Below are 17,373 nucleotides of genomic sequence, written 5' to 3'. Positions count from 1 at the left end.
CAACAAAAAAGGCTGTTGACAAAAGAAGGTCAACAGCCTCAGGCATTACTATGAAATAGTAATGCCTTCGTGTCATGTCTGGAGCGGATGACGGGAATCGAACCCGCGCTACCAGCTTGGGAAGCTGGTGTTCTACCATTGAACTACATCCGCATATGATTTTTTATTTTAACACAATTCCTCAATAAAGACAAGCCTTTCTTTCGAGAAAGGCTTGTCTGAGATCCGGATCAGATTAGAAAAGCAAACGAAACGGAAACAAAAAGAGTGCCATAATCAGGGCAACAATTCCTACAGCGACTGCCCACCATCCTAATGTACTTTTTCTTCTCACTGCGAAAATCCCGACTACGATGCCGGCAATGGACAAAACAAATGGCCAGACAAAAAAGGCAAGTATCGATAAAATCAAGGCGGTAATACCAAGTCCGGATCCACCCGCCTCTTTTCCATTTTCCCTTCCTTCCCCTTTGTGGTCTCTCATCGTGACTGGATTGGGGGAAACTTCCTGTGCAACTTCCTCATCATTTTGTAACGCAGAACGCTCTTCCTGGCGAGCTTCCCCGTCATGATCCTGAAAAAAACGTTCTTCCTGATCGTGATTCTGGTTAAATTGTTCTTTATTCTCCATTCTTTCCCTCCATTAAGTAATCCGGATCTGTGCTTAGTATGTGTGTCCTTTTTAAGAATTACATTGTAAAAAAAATCCACCCCTTCTTTGGGATAGAAACGATTTTATTTTACGCGGGCGGTGGTGTAATCCTTGGGGCCCACCGGATGGCGCAGAATTCCCTCGATTCCCGGCTGTTCGATAAAGGCGGTATTGTAGTAATAAAGCGGGAAAAAGGGCATTTCCTCAAATAAAATCTCTTCAGCCTGATGCAGGTAATGATCCCGCAGTTCAGGGTCACTGGTTCCGGCCGCTTTCTGCAGGAGCTGATCGTACTGCTCATTGCTCCAGTTTGTGCGGTTCATGGGATGTCCGGTCTGGAAACTTTCCAGATAATTATAGGCATCGTTGTAATCAGCCAGGAAACTGGACGTACTCATCGAAAAGCGAATATTTTCCTGATCGGCGTAATACACTTTTTTCTCCTTGGCCTGCAACTGAATCTCCACACCCAGGTATTTGCGGATCATTTCCTGCACCGCTTCAACAATTTTCTTGTTTTTGTCGGTAGCATTGCTATACATGAGGGTGACGGGCGGAAGCTGACTCCATCCCTCTTCTTTCATTCCTTCTGCCAGCAACAGCCTGGCCTCTTCATATTGGCCGTCTTTAATATAATTCCCGCCTTCCTGGCGGAAATTCCCCGGCACCGAAGGAGCGACAAAAGCATAAGCTGGCTGTTCACCGCTTCCGACAATCTGTTCAACGATCAATTTGCGGTCAATCGCCAAGGCAAATGCCTTCCGTATTTTTTTATTCGTAAACGGTTCCTGTTCAACATTGAAACGGAAAAAAGACAGGCCGCTTCCCGGCATAATTTTCACTTTCCCCTCATCGATCAGGGAAGTGAGCAAATCGGCCGGAATCGAACTCTTGCCAACGACATCCAGTTTTTTTGTTTGATACAACTGATAAACGGTTTTATTATCGGTAATAATGGAAAAGCGAATTTGATTCAAATTGACCTGATCCTTTTTGTAAAAATTTTCATTTCTTGTCAACTTCACATAATTGTCATGTTTCCATTCTGCAAGTTTAAAAGCTCCATTGCTGACATAATTTTTTGCATCATGGAACATATCCGGATCTTTCTCCAGCGCCTGCCTGCTGACTGGCGCAAAGACCGGATAAGCGGTAAGTTCCAGAAATGCGGGGGCTGGTTTGGACAGTTCCACCTGCAAGGTATAATCGTCAGTCGCTTTCACTCCTACCTGACCGGCACTGCCGTTTCCCTGATTATAAGCTTCGGCCCCCTTGATAAAATATAGGAGAAAAGCTGGCTTGGCTGCTGTTTCAGGATTTAGCACCCGCTTCCAGGCAAATTCAAAATCATGCGCCGTAAGCGGCTGGCCATTGGACCACTTTGTCTGTTTCAGGTGGAATGTATAGGTCAGTCCATCCTTGCTGATGTCCACCTTTTCCGCAATGGCTGGCCGGGGCTGATGTTTGTCATCCAAACGCATCAAGCCAACAAACAGATTGTTGGTAATATCCATCGAATCTTCGTCAAAGGCCTGAGCAGGATCCAAGGAAGTCGGTTCACCGGTTATATTCAGATTTAACATCTGACCGCTTTTTTCTGTTCCTGAACTGCAACCGGCCAGAACAACAGCAGTAACCAAAAGCAAGGTCAAAGACAGAAACAATACTTTCTTCAATCCACACCCCCCCTAAAAGCAAGAATACTTCTTCATTCGGCGGAATATTCAAAAAAACCTGCATATAAGAAAAGATATATTTAAAAGAAAGATTTTTATTTTCCCCACTTATAGACAGTGGGGACGGACTTCCCTGAATCAATCATTCACACAGTCCAATTTTAGGTTCCTTGCGGAAGCTTGCCTTAAACTCGGAAATGATCTTATATATCTGGCTCATTTCAAAGTCCAAAGCATGGATTGTGTGATTTAGCGAAAAACAATTTTTTCAAGTTTCTCCAGGCGGACAAGGATTTCCTTGATAATCGGATCGTAGGGGTCCGCACTTCGCCCTGGGAATGGTTTGCCTCCGCCTTTTTTCAGTTTTTTTACCTGTTCCTTTAAATATTCATTTTCCTCCAGTACATCTTCATAGCTTTGGATGACCAAATCCAAAAATTCATTCACTTCTTCAATATCGTAACCACGAAGAACATGTTTGAAATCTTTGTTAAAAATATCTTCCGGTGTTAATCTTTTCATGCGTGCGACACTCCTTATATCAGCAGCCTTCTTTTCATTCATTATATATAAAAAAGGGAGGCTACTAAATCCCCGATTCATAAAAAACATAGACCTTGGGAGCTGGTCTATGTTTGGGAAAGCAGAATCATTTCGCTTCAGGAAATGTTCTTCTAATCATGTCATTTAAATTTTTTATAAACCCGCTAACCGGACGTCCGTTTTGCAAGTCGTTTGCATAATTGTTGATCTGTTTTACAAAATCAGGATTGGCAGACACGTAAACATTTCTCAAGGTTGGATCTACGGCTTTTGCATGTTTGGATACCTTGTCTTTCAGCTGTTCTGTTATTTTACCGTCCCCCTGTTTTGCTTTGAGGGTTACGGCCACATAGGCACTCCTGTTCATGACAATCGCCGCAGCCGTATTGATTTCGGGCAGGTTTGCCACTTCTTGGGCCACTTCCTGGGAAGCGCGAACTCCGCGTGCCAGATTGTTGTCATTGGTATCATTCGGCTGGTTGTAAGTAACCGGTCCGGTATTGGTTCGCCCATTGAAACGTATACCATTATTGAACCGTTGACTATTATTGATCCGTTGGCCATTATTGATCTTTGCGCGATTATTGATCTTTGCGCGATTATTGATCTTTGCGCGATTATTGATCCGCGCATTATCATTGATATCAGGTTCACTGCGATCGACGACTCTTGTCAAATCGTAGCCGCGGCCATTTCTCTGATCGGCCCCCTGCTGGGTTGCACAGGCGGTCAGACCGGATACCAGGAACAAACTCAACAGGACGCCAATCCAGCTGGTTATTCTGCTCAACTGACTTCCTCCCTTCATGTTCGTTTGCATTTATTATTTTTATCCTGACATAGAACTATGTGCTTATTCGATAAAAAATGCCCGGTAAAAAAGGAGAAAGTTGGCAATAAAAAAACCCACTAATGTGGGTTTCCAGATTTCTTTCATCTAATAAAGTCCCTTCAGTGAGGGGCTTCACTTAATCGTCACTTTGCAAAATGAACAGGGCGACATATTGCAATAACTCCATCAGTGCCACCAATGCACCTGCCACATAGGTAAGAGCGGCTGCTCCCAATACTTTGCGGGTTCCTCTTTCTTCGGTTGCTCCATTGATAAAGCCTTCACGCACCATGATTTTTTTGGCCCGGGCACTGGCATTAAATTCAACTGGCAGGGTAACGATATGGAATAAAACAGCCAGTGAGAAGAATATCAAGCCAGCCAGAAACAAACCGGACAGTTTAAAGAAGATTCCTCCCAAAAGCAGAAAAGGCGCCAAACCAGAAGTAAAGCTTAAAACCGGAACCATCCGGTGCCGTAACACAAGCGCGCCATATGCTTCCTGATGCTGAATCGCATGTCCGCATTCGTGCGCCGCAATGGAGATGGCGGCAACGGAGTCGGATGCATAAACACCTTCAGACAAACGAACCACCCTTGATCTCGGGTCATAGTGATCTGTCAATTTTCCCCTGATGGGTTCAACCGCTACATGACGGAGTCCGTTTCGATCCAGAATCATCCTGGCTGCTTCAGCACCTGTGATGCCTGACCGTGCGCGAACCCTGGACCATTTCGAATAATTTCCTCTGACTTTAGCCTGTGCCCACAATGTAATAACCAATCCTATCAAGGAAACCAGAATAAACAAGACATTTAATCCAACCAATCCCGATTCACTCCTCAATCAAATATATATATTTTTTACCCATATTTGTCGCAAACATAAACACATCCGAGAGAACCTGTACATCCTATAATAATAGTATATCAATATAATATTAAACTAAATCATCAATAAATAAACATGGTATATTTTTACATATTACAGCTATGACAGCTAGGCCGAACAATAAAACCGGTCTATGAAACCCCTTTCTTTACATGTTTTTAATTTATGAAGTATAATAATTTTTGTGTGTATATTCCTATATCCATGATAAATCTTTTAGTATAACGAGGAGAGTAACCATGCTCAATCCAACGATTATTGCTGTAACAATCTTTTTAATTGTTTATGCGTTTATCATTACTGAAAAAATTCATCGTGCTGTCATCGCCATGTTAGGAGCTTCAGCTATTCTTCTGTTGGGGATTCTGGATACCAAACAAGCTTTTTACCATCATATTGACTGGGAAACGATTGTATTACTGATCGGAATGATGATCCTCGTTGGTATCATAAATACAACCGGTGTTTTTCAGTACCTGGCTGTCCGGTCAGCCAAACTGGCAAAAGGCCAACCAATCCGGATCCTGATCATGTTATCCCTGCTTACAGCGACTTTGTCTGCTTTTTTGGACAATGTCACCACGGTTCTATTGATTGTTCCTGTCACCTTTTCAATTACCAATATTCTAAAAGTAACACCAATCCCTTTTTTAATTGCCGAGATTCTTGCTTCAAATATCGGGGGAACCGCAACACTGATCGGAGACCCGCCAAACATCATGATTGGTTCTTCCGTAAAACACCTGACGTTCAACGATTTTCTGGTCAATTTGGCACCTGTTATTGTAATCATCATGGCTGTGATTTTCCTGTTGTTTTATTTCATTTACCGTAACCAATTAAAAGCGGATACGGCCTTGATTGAAAAATTGATGGAGATGAATGAAAAAAGCTATATCGAAAATCCCTCCCTTATGAAAAAATCGATTGTGGTTCTTATTTTAACAATTATTAGTTTTATGCTCCACTCTGTTATCCACGTTAGTCCTTCTACCATTGCCATCTCAAGCGCCGCTGTTCTCCTGCTGATTGGTGTCAAAGAGAAAGATATTGAAAAAGTATTCGGCTACGTGGAATGGCCAACAATTTTCTTCTTTGCCGGTTTGTTTATTTTGGTCGGGGCTCTGCAAACTGTGGGGGTAATCAAATTTCTGGCAACCAAGGCCCTTGATATAACCGGAGGTGATTTGACCGTTGCCTCAATATTGATCCTGTGGGTTTCAGGAATCACTTCCGCTTTCATCGACAATATCCCCTATGTTGCCACAATGATTCCTTTGATCAAAGACATAATTATCGGCATGGGCTTGCCCATCGACAGTATACAAGCTGATACCTTGTGGTGGTCACTGGCACTGGGAGCCTGTCTGGGTGGAAATGGCACCATCATCGGCGCTTCTGCCAATGTGGTGGTATCCGGGATTGCGGCACGGGAAGGAAAAGGATTCAGTTTTATAGAGTTTTTTAAAACTGGTTTCCCGATAATGATCGTCACCTTGATCATTTCCCATTTGTATATTTATTTCCGCTACTTGATCCAGATCCCGTAGACCGGACAAGACAAAAGGGAGCGATTTTTGAAGCTAAACAGCTATAAATCGCTCCCTCCTTTTATATATTTACCGCATAAAAAATCAATGATTTCTTTCAGCTTGTCGACCAGGTATGAAGAAGCAAACCGATGTTACAAGCCGCTGCAAAGCGAAAGCAAACACTTCCGGGAAAAACGGAGAAACTGCTTGAGCGTAGCTGGTAAAAAAACCGCCTGGAAGTGAATGCTGGAGTGCCCCCGCTAATTCCCTGCAAGACGGAGACGGAACAGAGTCCTGAAAATCGTCTTCCTGGATTGTTTTTCTACAGTCTGTTTATTTCCTTTAATAAATGGTAAATTGCAATTGTTCTTCCTTCGAACGCATGCCAACATTGATGGCCAGACCGACGGCAGCCAGCTGTGTCACAATTGATGTGCCCCCGTAACTGATAAAGGGCAGCGGTATTCCGGTAATGGGCATCAAGCCTATAGCCATGCCGATATTTTGGAAAATCTGAAAGGCAAACATGCCAATCACACCGCTGACAATGCAAACACCAAACTGATTGCTTGCTGTCAGGGCAATTTTGATCAACCGGTACAAGAGGGCCAGATAACAGAGCAGCAGAATGCTTGAGCCAACGAAACCGAATTCCTCCGCAATCACGGCAAAGATGAAATCATTGTGCGGTTCGGGAATCCAGTTGCCCTGTGCCTGAGTTCCCTGCTGGAATCCTTTTCCCCACAACATCCCTGAACCGATTGCGATTTTGGCCTGGGTGGCCTGGTATCCGGCACCCGTAGGATCGGAAGCAGGATCAAGAAATGTTTGAATCCGTTCAATCTGATGGTCAGCCAGCAAGACATGGAGCAAAGGAGAATCCAGGATGTAAAGGAGCACAATGGCTCCCACAATCAGCGCAATCACCGCAAGACCGCCAGCCAGCCATTTCCAGTCAAGCCCTCCAACCAGCAGCATGCTTGCAACAATCGCCAGCAAGATTAACGAGGTTCCCAAATCAGGCTGGAGTAAAATAATTATAAAAGGAAGTCCGGCAATCAGCAAAATTTTACCGAGTGTGTGTAAATCTTGCCATGGTTCCCCTTTTTTTGGGGCAATGATTTTTGCTAATATCAAAATAACGAAGATTTTCATCAGTTCTGATGGCTGTAATGAAAATGCGCCAATCCGAATCCACAGCTGTGCTCCGTTTACTTTTTCGCCTATTCCGGGAATCATGACCAATAAATTCAAAAAGATCCCGATCCCGTACAAGACCCACAAAACACGGCCCTGTGTTAAAATTTTATAGTCAAACAGGAGAACACAAAACATACAGAGAAAACCGACTATGTACCAGATGATCTGTTTTTCGTAAAAAAGCTGATCCCCTGTGTAGGTCGCACTTAATATGGAAACAATGCTAATAGCAGCCAAAAGGATGAAAATGAAAATAATGGCGAAATCGATATATTTTAGTCGAAGCTTTTTTTTCATCATGATTCCCAGTCTCCTTTTCGCTTTTCGGATACCATCCTATCATAAAGAGTACAATTGTAAAAACCTTTTGCAGAAGGAGATAATCGCTATGAAACGTGGCAAACCGGACTTTTGGTTGATTTTACTTACTTTCTTGCTGTCAGGCTTTGGACTTGTCATGGTTTTCAGTGCCAGTTATTTTAACGGATATACCGATCCGGACATTAACGATTCCTACTACTATTTTAGAAAGCAGTTGCTTTTTGCTCTCATAGGCTTGTTCCTGTTTTTTTTCATTTCAAACATCCCTTATTACAAATATCGCAAGTGGGCGGCTCCCATCCTGCTCATCTGTTTAATCTTGCTGATCCTGGTGCCGTTGATCGGCCTGGTCAGAAATGGTGCCCAACGCTGGCTTGGTTTTGGGTCTTTATCTTTTCAACCCTCAGAACTGGTCAAACTCGGGATGATTATTTACATCTCCTACATCATGGAGAAAAAACAGCCTTTGCTGGATCAATTCCGGCGTGGTTTGCTGCCGCCGCTGATTGTCCTGGGGGTAATTTCGATTCTCCTGATGATTCAGCCTCATTTTAGCGCAATCGTCATTATCCTGGGAACCTGTTTTACCATTATTTTTTGCGCGGGAGCCCGGTTGAAGCACCTGTTCCTGCTTGTCCTGTCCGGAATTCCAGTGTTAATTGGCATCATGCTTTTGGGGGACTACCGTGTTGACCGGATTCAATCCCTCCTGAATCCTTTGAGTGACCCTACGGGTAATGGATATCAGATCATGCAGTCCCTTATGGCGATCGGACCGGGCGGATTAACCGGGGTCGGATTGGGCAAGAGCATTCAGAAACTGGCTTATCTTCCTGAGGCCCATACCGATTTTATTTTTTCCATTCTCTCGGAAGAACTGGGATTTATTGGCGGCGTAACATTGATTGTTTTATTTGTTTTATTGATTGCACGCGGTATTCTGATCGCTGTTCAGGCGCCGAATCAGTTTGGAACCTTGCTGGCTACAGGGATTGTAACCCTGATCGCCATTGAATCCATTTTCAATCTTGGAGTGGTTACTGCTCTGCTTCCGGTCACGGGAGTCCCCCTTCCGCTGATCAGCTATGGAGGAACCGCTTTGGTATTCAAGCTGATTTCTTTAGGTATTCTATTGAATATTTCCCGCTACCGCACTGTCAAAAGCAAGGCACGCCGTTCTTCTTCAAATGTTCATCCTGTACGGCTATAAAAAAACCCTCGCCTTTATAATGGTCAAGACCCTAAAAATAGATAACAAAAAAGCCTGGTTTTTTAAGCCATATTCTGCCGCCTGTATTCTACAGGCGGCAATTGGTTTAGTTTTATTTGAATACGTTCAAGGTTGTAAAATTGAATGTATTCACAAATTACCTTTTGAGCTTCTTGAACATTTTGGATATTATGAGTGTAAAGAGCTTCTGTTTTAAGATGGGAAAAGAAGCTTTCAATACAAGCGTTATCATAGCAATTACCTTTCCGGTACATGCTTGAAATCACCCCAAATTGATGGAGCATGTCGTGGTAAGCACCGGACGTGTATTGGTACCCTCGATTACTATGTAGGATAATACCAAACACGTCTTTCTGTTTTTCTACAGCTCTTCTTATGGTGTTTAGAACAAGCTGATTGTCATTGCGATTGCTTAGTTCATATGCTACAATCTCATTGTTATATAAGTCCATAATGGCAGATAAATAAAGTCGCTGTGAACCAATATGAATAAACGAAATATCTGTAACCCATTTTTGATTAGGATAATCCGCCTTAAATTTTCTATTTAAAAGGTTTTCGATACTCTGTAAGAAGATGATTTGTTGTGATATAAATATCGATATTTACGTCGGATTTTTGCTTGCAGTCCCATTTCCTGCATAAGACGTAGTACACGTTTATGGTTAATCTGTACATCAAATATTCTTCGTAATTCAGCTTGAATTCGCCGATATCCATAAATACCTTTATGTTTTTGAAAAGCTAATTGAATCATCTTTCTCACCTTATCGTTTCGATGAGATTTAGATTTACTTTGCAGATATTGATATTTATAGTATCCACTTCGAGATACTTGAAGATAAGCACAAAGCTCTCCAACTGTATATTTGTGACGAAGTGTGCTGATTATCTCGTATTTGACACTCTTCCCTCTTTGCTCAAGATTTCTAACCACTCTTTTAAGACATCATTTTCCATCTTCAACTTTTTTATTTGTTCTTCTTGGCTAAGTAGCTTCTTTCGACCTCCTCGACGGTCTAAAAGTCAGCCCCCATCGCTTTATACTTACGCATCCATATCTTTAACCGATGTCATAAATTCGAAGTTTTTCAGCTATCTCTTTCTTTGTTTTTCCTTCTAAACGCATTTCAATTGCTTTCATCTTTAAGTCAAATGGATAATGCTTAAATTTTTGTCCTTTTTTGGCCATAAAAATCACCCCTTAAAATAGTTCGGCAACCATAGGGATTTTTCCGTGTCTATTTTAAGGGGTGCACATCATAAACAGACCAGGGGTTTTTTACTTCAGCAAACCTTCAGTCGGGCTGCTTGGGCTGGCCATTTCCCGTTTCAGGATTCTTCCCGCTTCATAACCCAATCGGCCTGCAATTACTGCATGTTTCATGGCTTCGGCCATTTTTACAGGATCCTTGGCTCTGGATACGGCCGTATTCAGCAAAACTCCGTCTGCGCCCAATTCCATCGCTTCCACGACATCTTTGGGTGAGCCGATTCCCGCATCGATAATAACCGGAACCGGGCATTCCTCAATAATGAATTTCAGATAGAGAGGATTGAGCAACCCCTGTCCGGAACCGATCGGCGAGCCGCCCGGCATGATGGCATGGGCTCCTGCTTCCCACAGTTTGCGCGCCAATACCGGATCGTCAGAAGTATAGGGCAAAACTGTAAATCCTTCTTTCACCAGAATCCGGGTTGCTTCCAATGTGGCAATCGGATCCGGAAGCAATGTTTTCTGGTCAGCAATCACTTCGACTTTTATCATGTCACACAGGTTGGAGGCTCTTGCCAACCGCGCTATCCTGACTGCTTCCTCGACCGTGGAAGCCCCTGCTGTATTGGGAAGCAGTTTGTATTTTTCCAAATCAAGCATTTCCAAAAAATTGGGTTGATCCGGCTGATAGATGTTCATTCGCCTGACAGCAAACGTCAGAATTTCTGTTTCCGATACTTCGACGGCCTCTTTTTGCACTTCAAAGTCAGGGAATTTTCCGGTACCGAGAAACAACCGGGACTTAAAGGTATATTCTCCAATTTTCAGCATGGTTTAACCTCCTCCAACAAAATGGACAATTTCAATCCGGTCTCCATCTGACAATTTTGTTTTCGCATGTAATTCTTTCGTAAGAACCTGATTATTATGTTCAACCACCACAATCCGATCAGCCAATAGTAAATGTTTCAACAGTTCTTCGATGTTTTGCAGATCTGAGGGAACCTGCTTCTCTTTCCCGTTTAACTGAATGCGCATTTTTTTCCTCCTTTCTGGCTGAGTGCCCGTAAGGCGTAAAAGGGGATAAGTCCGCTTCTTTTCCCTGAATGATCTCAGATATGACTTGGCCGGTCCAGGAGACCGGTTCAGTTCGATGCCCGGTCGTTTCATACAATTCCCCGGCAAGTTCGGAGAACATGGAATCGCTCTTCAAACAAGCATCAGCAAGCGCTCCAGGGTGGCTCATCTCCGCCTGTGCTCCCGGCATTCCTGCAACGGCACTGGAAGAATGGGCACCTCAAGCACGGCTACCTTTACTCCTGATTTTGCCAAATAAAAGGCAATTGAGCTTCCAATCAGTCCACCGCCAACAATAACAACGTCACTGTGATGCAAAATTCCACCTTCTTTTCATTTCTTCTGCCACTTGTTCAGGGTGAGAATGATTGGTCACTGCTGAAATCACTGCCACTCCCCGGCTGCCGGTTGGTTTGATCTTGTCCACATTTTGTGTCCCTATTCCCCCAATGGCGATCACCGGAATGGAACATGCTTTTACAAACTCCCGCAAGCGCTCCACTCCAAGCGGACTTAAGCCAGGTTTGGAGGCAGAGGGGAAAATATGTCCAACCAGTACATAATCCATCCCTTCCCGCTCGGCTTCGATCGCACTTTCCACCGAGTGAACCGAACGCCCCACACGCATTTTTCCTTTTAAACGCGCCAATATTTCCCGGGAAATGGGCCATTTTTCAGGCAAATGCAAACCTCCGGCTTCCAATGTTTCAGCGAGATCAGCATGACCATTGATCACCAAAGACTTGGCCGGAATGGGGGTTTCCTTGAGAAGTGAGCAAGCCATCTGCCATACTTCCTTTTTTGTCTTCTCCTTGTACCGCAAATGAAAAGCATCAACCCATGGGTAAAGGCGTGTCCATTGCTTTTTCAGATCATTGATGGTTTGATATGAAGCAGATATAATATGCAATTCCATAAATTGATCATCACCTGATTAAAAAACCGGTATCCATGGGGATACCGGTTTTATGCAAAATCAATATAAAACACCTTTCCCCACTTCCTTTCGCTGGCATGACCCAGTTCAAGTTCAAAGGGTTGGAAACTCCGTTCCTCTCAGCACACTTGTGTGCACCCCTAGTGGCGATTTCAATATAAAATTCTTTTATCATTCTAACCATATGATTTATTTTTTGTCAACTTTTTTTAACATTCTTACGATCGGAATTCCTTCTTTAGTCATGATTTCTTCAACCAATTGAAAGCCATGTTTCTCGTAGCAGCGAATAGCCGGGATATTTCCTTTCCCGGTCGTCACTTTCCAGCGTGTAATTCCTGCTATATTCAAAACCCTGTTTAACAATCTGGAAGCGATTCCCTGACGGAAGAAAGAAGGATGGACAGCCAAACGGCAAATGGTAATCTGGTTTGGATCTTGGATATAAGAAAGAAAACCTGCCAATTGCTCTTTTTCGTAAATCCCGATAAACGTTTCTTTACAGTTTCGAATTGATTCAATTGTTTCGTTCAATGTTGGTATATTGTAGGCCTGAATCAGTTCTGCCTCCACCTGGTAAGCGGCCTGCTGTGTGGACAAGATCTGAATAAGTTCCTTATTGTTTTGAAGTGACAACGTCTGAATAGTCATCTCCATCCTCCTCCATCTAACCACTTGGGCTCGTAAAAAAATGGAATGACAACCCTTTACGGCAGCCATTCAGGAACTTCATCTGGCCGGAAAACTTCGGAAAGCCGGGACATCCTTTAACCGCCTGTCATAAAAAAACCATCACCTGTTGTTAGGGATGATGGTGCAGACTCTATTTTGTATTCAATGAATTGTTGTTTTGGCTCCAAAAATACCGGCCTGCCATAATCAAGGCTATAGGCAACAGGACAAACAGAATGCGTGTCCCGTATTTATGCATAAGGGAGAATCCCCATTCCCAATTGGCTCCCAGAAAATGTCCCAATCCGATAAATGTCGCACACCAGACAACGGCTCCTGCATAGGAGTGCAAGGCAAACCGCCAGTACGAGATCTTTGAAATTCCCGCCAAATATGCCGTTACATGGCGCACGCCAGGAATAAAATATCCGGCAAACAACAGCCAGTTCCCATACTTTCGGAACAACATCTGCGTCAGACGCAATCGCCGCCGAGTTATAAAAATCTTCCGTCCATATTTTTTCAGAAACGGATACCCCAACCAGTTTCCCAGCAAATAGCTGAACGTGATCCCGCATGCCGAACCGGCTAACGCACTGACATAGGTAAGATAAAGGTTCAGCTGGCCGATTGTTGTCAAATACCCAAGAAAAGTCATCATAATCTCATCGGGCAACGGAAGCCCTACAATTCCGAATACCAAAAACAGAAAAATACCTATGTAACCATATTCCTGTAACAAAGTAAACAGCGTTTGTTCCATGATCTAACCCCGTTTTTTGGTCACTAAACACTCTTAAGAATATCATAATTTAATCTATGCTAAAAGATACACATCTTTCCTGTTTTTATGCCCTTTGCCAGCCTGAGATCACTTCAATTCCGTTGAGGACCATATGGTAGAAAAAAACTGTTTCCAGGTATTTGGCATCATGAGCCATCACTCCGAGACTTTCTGCGTTTTTAACTGGCAAATCATAAGTTCTTACATGGGCTTGAGGTACGATCACCCTCGTCCGGACATTCAATTCGTTTGCCAACAGGCGGATGGCCATGGCATTCTGGTAAATGCAAAGATCCGTACAATCCCCGACCACAATAAAAGCGGTTTTTCCCTTCTGCATAACTTCCTCCAGCCAGTCGCAAAAACGGATTCCAACGGCATTTTTCCCAAACAGCCCGTTGGTCGCATTTTTTAAAAATACTTGTTCCTGTTCTTCTGCAAGATCGAGATATTGGCGCAATGCCGGGACAATCTGTGATTCTTCCATATCTCTCAGGCAATGTGGGGCAAACGCTTCAAATTCCACAGCATCTTTCGGATGACAGTCATTCAGGAAAATGAGGTTTCTGGCCGAAAATCCCTTTTTGAAAATATATTCCGTCCAGTCAGAGAGCGGTTTGACCACTTCATTGACCAATGAACTCGACAAAGGTCCGCATTCACAAAAACCCATCAAAACATCAACATAGACGACATAAATATTCCCGGGCCCTCCCATTTGTTCCACAAATTCATCAAACGACTTCTCGGGCAACCGGTTTGCGATTCCTTCCATATATTCGTAGAATGCCTGATGTTTCGCTGTCAAGAGAATCGCCTCCATTTTTGTTAACTACATCTTAACAAACATAACGGACAGTTTAAAGCAATTGTCCAAAACAACCTGCCCTATAAGTATTGAACCAAGTCTTTGTATTTTTCTTCATTCAATCCCCTGATCACCTCAACCAATAACTGAACGGCTCCGTCCAGATCCGATTTGCTGACCATGGAAACATGGCTGTGAATATAACGCGCCGCGACACCGATAACAAGAGAGGGGACCCCTTTGCCGTAAAGATGGAATTTGCCCGCATCCGTACCGCCGCCTGTCATGGTATCAACCTGATAGGGAATTCCCGACCTTTTGGCCACTTCGATCACATAATTGCGTAAAGGGAGATTTGGAATCATGGTTGCGTCCAAAAAGGTAATCAACGGACCTTTCCCAAGTCTTGCCTTGTTCTTTCCTTCACTTCCCGGCTGGTCTTCGGCAATTCCAACATCAAGCGCGAAGGCGATATCCGGTTCCACCAGACGGGGTGCAGTTGTAGCTCCGCGCAGCCCGACTTCCTCCTGTACAGTTGCACCGGCAATCACGGTATTGGGATGTTTGTCCATATTTAACCGTTTCAACACTTCCAGCACCAGATAACAGCCGACACGGTTATCCAGGGCCTTGGCCAAAATGGTATCCTGGTCAGGCATGATTTCAAACGGGCAGATAGGAACAATGGGATCGCCCACCCGAATCCCCCATTCTTCAACCTGCTCATCACTATGAGCTCCGATATCTATAAACATTTCGCGAATGGGAATCAGCTTGTTCTGCTCTTCCGGTGTCAATACATGCGGCGGGCGCGAGCCAATTACTCCGGTAAAAGTTCTCTGCTCTGTGATGATCGATACCCGCTGGGACAACAGAACCTGGCTCCACCATCCTCCGAGTGGGGAAAAACGAAGATAACCGCTTTTCATGATTTCCGTTACCATGAACCCGACTTCGTCCAAATGGCCTGCCAGCAAAATCCGGGGCTTGTGGCTGTCTCCCTCTTTCTCTCCAAAAATCCCCCCCAGACCGTCTGTTTTTATTTCAACATTTGCTTTCATCAACTCCCGTTTCATGATGGAACGGACTTCCTGTTCATATCCCGATACTCCCCGGGCTTCCGTCAATTCTTTCAACAACTGCATAAAAATCCTCCTCATCAATTACACTTTGATGTTAAGTTCTGCAGACTTTTCTGTTTTATACCTTTAAATATTTCATCTTCCCGTCACATATCCCGGATTGAACTGACAGAAACTAAGAAACAAAAAGGAATCAGATGGGAGACTTAACGGAATGTGCCAGTTTCATACGAAAATCCTGTTTTTGCTATGGCTTCTGGTATTGACAGCCACCTGGCCATCCCATGGTTACGCGATCCGTGAAGATTTCCTGAATGGAAAAGCAATTCTGGGGGATTACGGTGGGGAAATCCGGGAGAAGCACTCTCGCCGTGACGGTTTGTTCCATATTGACACACCGCGAATGATTGAGCATTTGCAGAATTTGAAAATAAATCATTATTTTTATCTCATCTGGCATGAAAAATCAGACTGGGACGATCTTGTGCATGAATTTTTACCGGCTGCGCAAAAAGCGGGCATAGATGTATGGATTTATCTTGTCCCGCCGACGGAAGCACCGGGGAAAGCTTCCGAGCCCTTTGGCACCGACTATATCGCCTGGTTTAAAGCCATTGGACGGGTTTCGGGAAGATACCCCAATTTGAAAGGAATTGTGATCGATGATTTTAATGAAAATCTGAACTTTTTCTCTCCCCAATATGTAAGAAAAATGCGTGATGCAGGACTCCGCGAAAACCATAATCTGAAATTTATGCCGCAAATGTACTTTCCGGCCATTACCGAAAACTTTTTTACCCGTTACCATTCCCTGCTCGACGGTGTGATCATGAGCTATCGGGATGATCCCTACCGCAACACGCAAAAACTAGACCGGTTTCTGGAGCAGATTGACTCCGCGGAATTTCTGGCAAAGCGGTATCATCTGCCACTGGTGGTTATGATCTATGCCAGCCGGTTATCGGCCACACCGTCAAACCCTTCCGTTTTGTATATAGAGTCGACTCTCAAATTGGCTCTTTACCGCATGAAAGTGGGACACCTTGCCGGAGTGGTCACCTACTTGCTTCCCAAAAAATTCATGGCAGAAGAACAGGATCGGCTTGCCAGATCGGGCAGGGGATATGCCAACCTTTTTGTTCCGAATACCCCTTTTGTCCGCAAGAATGATTATGCAGAATGGGCGCAAAAGATTTACATCAAGCCTGGCCGGCACTATTCCCTTTCCTTTTGGCATTTGAACGTATACCCCGTCAGGTTTCAGAACCTTCCTTTTGCCAAACAGATCCTGATCAATAATCAGGTGGTGTGGTCACAACGCGTCGACACCACCAGACCCGGCGTCTGGAAACACGAGAAGATTGACCTGACCCCGTATCTGCGGGGAAAAACACATGCCACCTTCTCCTTAAGGCTCATCAAACATGAAAAAGGAACCTATCCATGGAATTTTGCCGGTTTCGACCAGTTACAGACAGATGGTTTCGAGCTGGAAAATGGCAATTTCGAACAAAACACCGACTGGGCTAACAAAAGTACCACCCGCGCTCTGATTGGAGAAATATTGTTTTATGATGAAAAACGGCAGGCGAAGACATATCAGGCAGTAAAAAAACATATGAACGCGTATGCTTTGTACCTGTCTATGCTTAGGTCCGCCAGCCCCGATCTTTCCAGACAAGCCGACCTGTTCCTGCAGGCTGTTTTGCTTAACCAGGATCAGGCTGCCAAACAGCATTTGCGTGAGTTAAAATCGCTCCTTGACGAAAAAGCCCTTTCCCCGGCTGAGCGGAAAGCGATAGAACAATCGATCGACCAATTGATAAGCCAGCTTGGAAAACACCGATTTTGGGATTTCTTTATGGGATAAAAAAAGAGAGAAGGAACTGATTCCTTCTCTGAGCTTGATGACAAACCC

Annotated in this window: 20 protein-coding genes, 1 tRNA gene and 1 riboswitch; of the genes, 3 read left to right on the top strand and 18 right to left on the bottom strand. The window is 44.0% G+C overall.

The genetic code is table 11. From position 1 onward, the window contains the following. Window positions 1-79 precede the first annotated feature (79 nt). The 6 genes from H2C83_RS12835 to H2C83_RS12810 form a co-directional block, all read right to left on the bottom strand. Window positions 80-153, bottom strand: a tRNA-Gly gene (locus H2C83_RS12835). 82 nt (window positions 154-235) lie between these two features. Then, complete coding sequence (locus H2C83_RS12830) at window positions 236-631, bottom strand: DUF308 domain-containing protein (protein WP_181741383.1); 396 nt, start codon at window positions 629-631, stop codon at window positions 236-238. 104 nt (window positions 632-735) lie between these two features. Then, window positions 736-2,328 carry a peptide ABC transporter substrate-binding protein gene (locus H2C83_RS12825; RefSeq protein WP_181741381.1) on the bottom strand — a complete coding sequence of 531 codons (1,593 nt, stop codon included), beginning with the start codon at window positions 2,326-2,328 and terminating at the stop codon, window positions 736-738. Between the two features lie 249 nt (window positions 2,329-2,577). Further along, window positions 2,578-2,850 (bottom strand): DivIVA domain-containing protein, encoded by a 273-nt coding sequence (locus H2C83_RS12820; protein WP_181741379.1) that lies wholly within the window; start codon window positions 2,848-2,850, stop codon window positions 2,578-2,580. A gap of 127 nt (window positions 2,851-2,977) precedes the next feature. After that, entirely contained in the window at window positions 2,978-3,661 is a 684-nt protein-coding gene (locus H2C83_RS12815) for a YhcN/YlaJ family sporulation lipoprotein (protein ID WP_181741377.1), read from the bottom strand. 178 nt (window positions 3,662-3,839) lie between these two features. Next, window positions 3,840-4,532: a zinc metallopeptidase gene (locus H2C83_RS12810; RefSeq protein WP_181741375.1), complete on the bottom strand. Its 693-nt coding sequence runs from the start codon at window positions 4,530-4,532 to the stop codon at window positions 3,840-3,842. A gap of 302 nt (window positions 4,533-4,834) precedes the next feature. Between H2C83_RS12810 and H2C83_RS12805 the strand changes: the two genes are divergently transcribed. Then, window positions 4,835-6,145 (top strand): ArsB/NhaD family transporter, encoded by a 1,311-nt coding sequence (locus tag H2C83_RS12805; protein WP_181741373.1) that lies wholly within the window; start codon window positions 4,835-4,837, stop codon window positions 6,143-6,145. 324 nt (window positions 6,146-6,469) lie between these two features. Here H2C83_RS12805 and rodA read toward each other — a convergent pair whose 3' ends face one another. Next, window positions 6,470-7,627 (bottom strand): rod shape-determining protein RodA, encoded by a 1,158-nt coding sequence (rodA, locus tag H2C83_RS12800; RefSeq protein ID WP_181741371.1) that lies wholly within the window; start codon window positions 7,625-7,627, stop codon window positions 6,470-6,472. An 88-nt stretch (window positions 7,628-7,715) separates the two neighbouring features. On the opposite strand from rodA, the gene ftsW reads away from it, so the two are divergent. After that, entirely contained in the window at window positions 7,716-8,858 is a 1,143-nt protein-coding gene (ftsW, locus tag H2C83_RS12795; protein WP_181741369.1) for a putative lipid II flippase FtsW, read from the top strand. A 62-nt stretch (window positions 8,859-8,920) separates the two neighbouring features. Here ftsW and H2C83_RS12790 read toward each other — a convergent pair whose 3' ends face one another. The 11 genes from H2C83_RS12790 to H2C83_RS12745 all read right to left on the bottom strand — a co-directional run bounded on the left by H2C83_RS12790 (window position 8,921) and on the right by H2C83_RS12745 (window position 15,518). Beyond that, complete coding sequence (locus H2C83_RS12790; protein WP_312853916.1) at window positions 8,921-9,442, bottom strand: IS3 family transposase; 522 nt, start codon at window positions 9,440-9,442, stop codon at window positions 8,921-8,923. After that, window positions 9,427-9,645 carry an IS3 family transposase gene (locus H2C83_RS18590; RefSeq protein ID WP_376766364.1) on the bottom strand — a complete coding sequence of 73 codons (219 nt, stop codon included), beginning with the start codon at window positions 9,643-9,645 and terminating at the stop codon, window positions 9,427-9,429. The genes H2C83_RS12790 and H2C83_RS18590 overlap by 16 nt, the downstream gene beginning before the upstream one ends. Window positions 9,646-9,942: 297 nt before the next feature. Continuing rightward, complete coding sequence (locus tag H2C83_RS18170; protein ID WP_281364163.1) at window positions 9,943-10,071, bottom strand: hypothetical protein; 129 nt, start codon at window positions 10,069-10,071, stop codon at window positions 9,943-9,945. Window positions 10,072-10,161: 90 nt separating this feature from the next. Continuing rightward, window positions 10,162-10,926 (bottom strand): thiazole synthase, encoded by a 765-nt coding sequence (locus H2C83_RS12780; RefSeq protein WP_181741349.1) that lies wholly within the window; start codon window positions 10,924-10,926, stop codon window positions 10,162-10,164. Between the two features lie 3 nt (window positions 10,927-10,929). Further along, a complete protein-coding gene (thiS, locus tag H2C83_RS12775; RefSeq protein WP_181741347.1) occupies window positions 10,930-11,133 on the bottom strand; it encodes a sulfur carrier protein ThiS in 204 nt (67 codons plus the stop codon). Between the two features lie 204 nt (window positions 11,134-11,337). Next, window positions 11,338-11,490, bottom strand: a complete 153-nt coding sequence (locus tag H2C83_RS12770) for an FAD-dependent oxidoreductase (protein WP_220184160.1) — start codon at window positions 11,488-11,490, stop codon at window positions 11,338-11,340. After that, window positions 11,477-12,088, bottom strand: coding sequence for a thiamine phosphate synthase (locus H2C83_RS12765; protein ID WP_181741345.1), 612 nt, complete (start codon window positions 12,086-12,088; stop codon window positions 11,477-11,479). The genes H2C83_RS12770 and H2C83_RS12765 overlap by 14 nt, the downstream gene beginning before the upstream one ends. Before the next feature lie 68 nt (window positions 12,089-12,156). Then, a riboswitch (TPP riboswitch) is annotated at window positions 12,157-12,261 on the bottom strand. Between the two features lie 37 nt (window positions 12,262-12,298). Beyond that, window positions 12,299-12,760, bottom strand: coding sequence for a GNAT family N-acetyltransferase (locus tag H2C83_RS12760; RefSeq protein ID WP_181741343.1), 462 nt, complete (start codon window positions 12,758-12,760; stop codon window positions 12,299-12,301). Window positions 12,761-12,932: 172 nt separating this feature from the next. Then, a complete protein-coding gene (locus tag H2C83_RS12755) occupies window positions 12,933-13,544 on the bottom strand; it encodes a DedA family protein (RefSeq protein WP_181741341.1) in 612 nt (203 codons plus the stop codon). 85 nt (window positions 13,545-13,629) lie between these two features. Further along, window positions 13,630-14,373 (bottom strand): cysteine hydrolase family protein, encoded by a 744-nt coding sequence (locus H2C83_RS12750; RefSeq protein ID WP_181741340.1) that lies wholly within the window; start codon window positions 14,371-14,373, stop codon window positions 13,630-13,632. Window positions 14,374-14,453: 80 nt separating this feature from the next. Then, a complete protein-coding gene (locus H2C83_RS12745; protein ID WP_181741338.1) occupies window positions 14,454-15,518 on the bottom strand; it encodes a M42 family metallopeptidase in 1,065 nt (354 codons plus the stop codon). Between the two features lie 151 nt (window positions 15,519-15,669). Here H2C83_RS12745 and H2C83_RS12740 point away from each other — a divergent pair, with 151 nt between their 5' ends. Then, window positions 15,670-17,325 carry a hypothetical protein gene (locus tag H2C83_RS12740; RefSeq protein WP_181741336.1) on the top strand — a complete coding sequence of 552 codons (1,656 nt, stop codon included), beginning with the start codon at window positions 15,670-15,672 and terminating at the stop codon, window positions 17,323-17,325. Window positions 17,326-17,373: the final 48 nt, after the last annotated feature.

The sequence above is a fragment of the Thermoactinomyces mirandus genome (genome assembly GCF_013868055.1).
In the GTDB taxonomy this organism is placed as follows: Bacteria; Bacillota; Bacilli; order Thermoactinomycetales; family Thermoactinomycetaceae; genus Thermoactinomyces; species Thermoactinomyces mirandus.
This window is presented reverse-complemented; position numbering and strand designations above follow the sequence as displayed.

Coding starts and splice junctions, on each gene's coding strand:
- H2C83_RS12830 (WP_181741383.1), bottom strand. CDS start 631: ATGGAGAATAAAGAACAATTTAACCAGAATCACGATCAGGAAGAACGT.
- H2C83_RS12780 (WP_181741349.1), bottom strand. CDS start 10,926: ATGCTGAAAATTGGAGAATATACCTTTAAGTCCCGGTTGTTTCTCGGT.
- H2C83_RS12740 (WP_181741336.1), top strand. CDS start 15,670: ATGTGCCAGTTTCATACGAAAATCCTGTTTTTGCTATGGCTTCTGGTA.
- thiS (WP_181741347.1), bottom strand. CDS start 11,133: ATGCGCATTCAGTTAAACGGGAAAGAGAAGCAGGTTCCCTCAGATCTG.
- H2C83_RS12755 (WP_181741341.1), bottom strand. CDS start 13,544: ATGGAACAAACGCTGTTTACTTTGTTACAGGAATATGGTTACATAGGT.
- ftsW (WP_181741369.1), top strand. CDS start 7,716: ATGAAACGTGGCAAACCGGACTTTTGGTTGATTTTACTTACTTTCTTG.
- H2C83_RS18170 (WP_281364163.1), bottom strand. CDS start 10,071: ATGGCCAAAAAAGGACAAAAATTTAAGCATTATCCATTTGACTTAAAG.
- H2C83_RS12745 (WP_181741338.1), bottom strand. CDS start 15,518: ATGCAGTTGTTGAAAGAATTGACGGAAGCCCGGGGAGTATCGGGATAT.
- H2C83_RS12765 (WP_181741345.1), bottom strand. CDS start 12,088: ATGGAATTGCATATTATATCTGCTTCATATCAAACCATCAATGATCTG.
- H2C83_RS12820 (WP_181741379.1), bottom strand. CDS start 2,850: ATGAAAAGATTAACACCGGAAGATATTTTTAACAAAGATTTCAAACAT.
- rodA (WP_181741371.1), bottom strand. CDS start 7,627: ATGATGAAAAAAAAGCTTCGACTAAAATATATCGATTTCGCCATTATT.
- H2C83_RS12760 (WP_181741343.1), bottom strand. CDS start 12,760: ATGACTATTCAGACGTTGTCACTTCAAAACAATAAGGAACTTATTCAG.
- H2C83_RS12805 (WP_181741373.1), top strand. CDS start 4,835: ATGCTCAATCCAACGATTATTGCTGTAACAATCTTTTTAATTGTTTAT.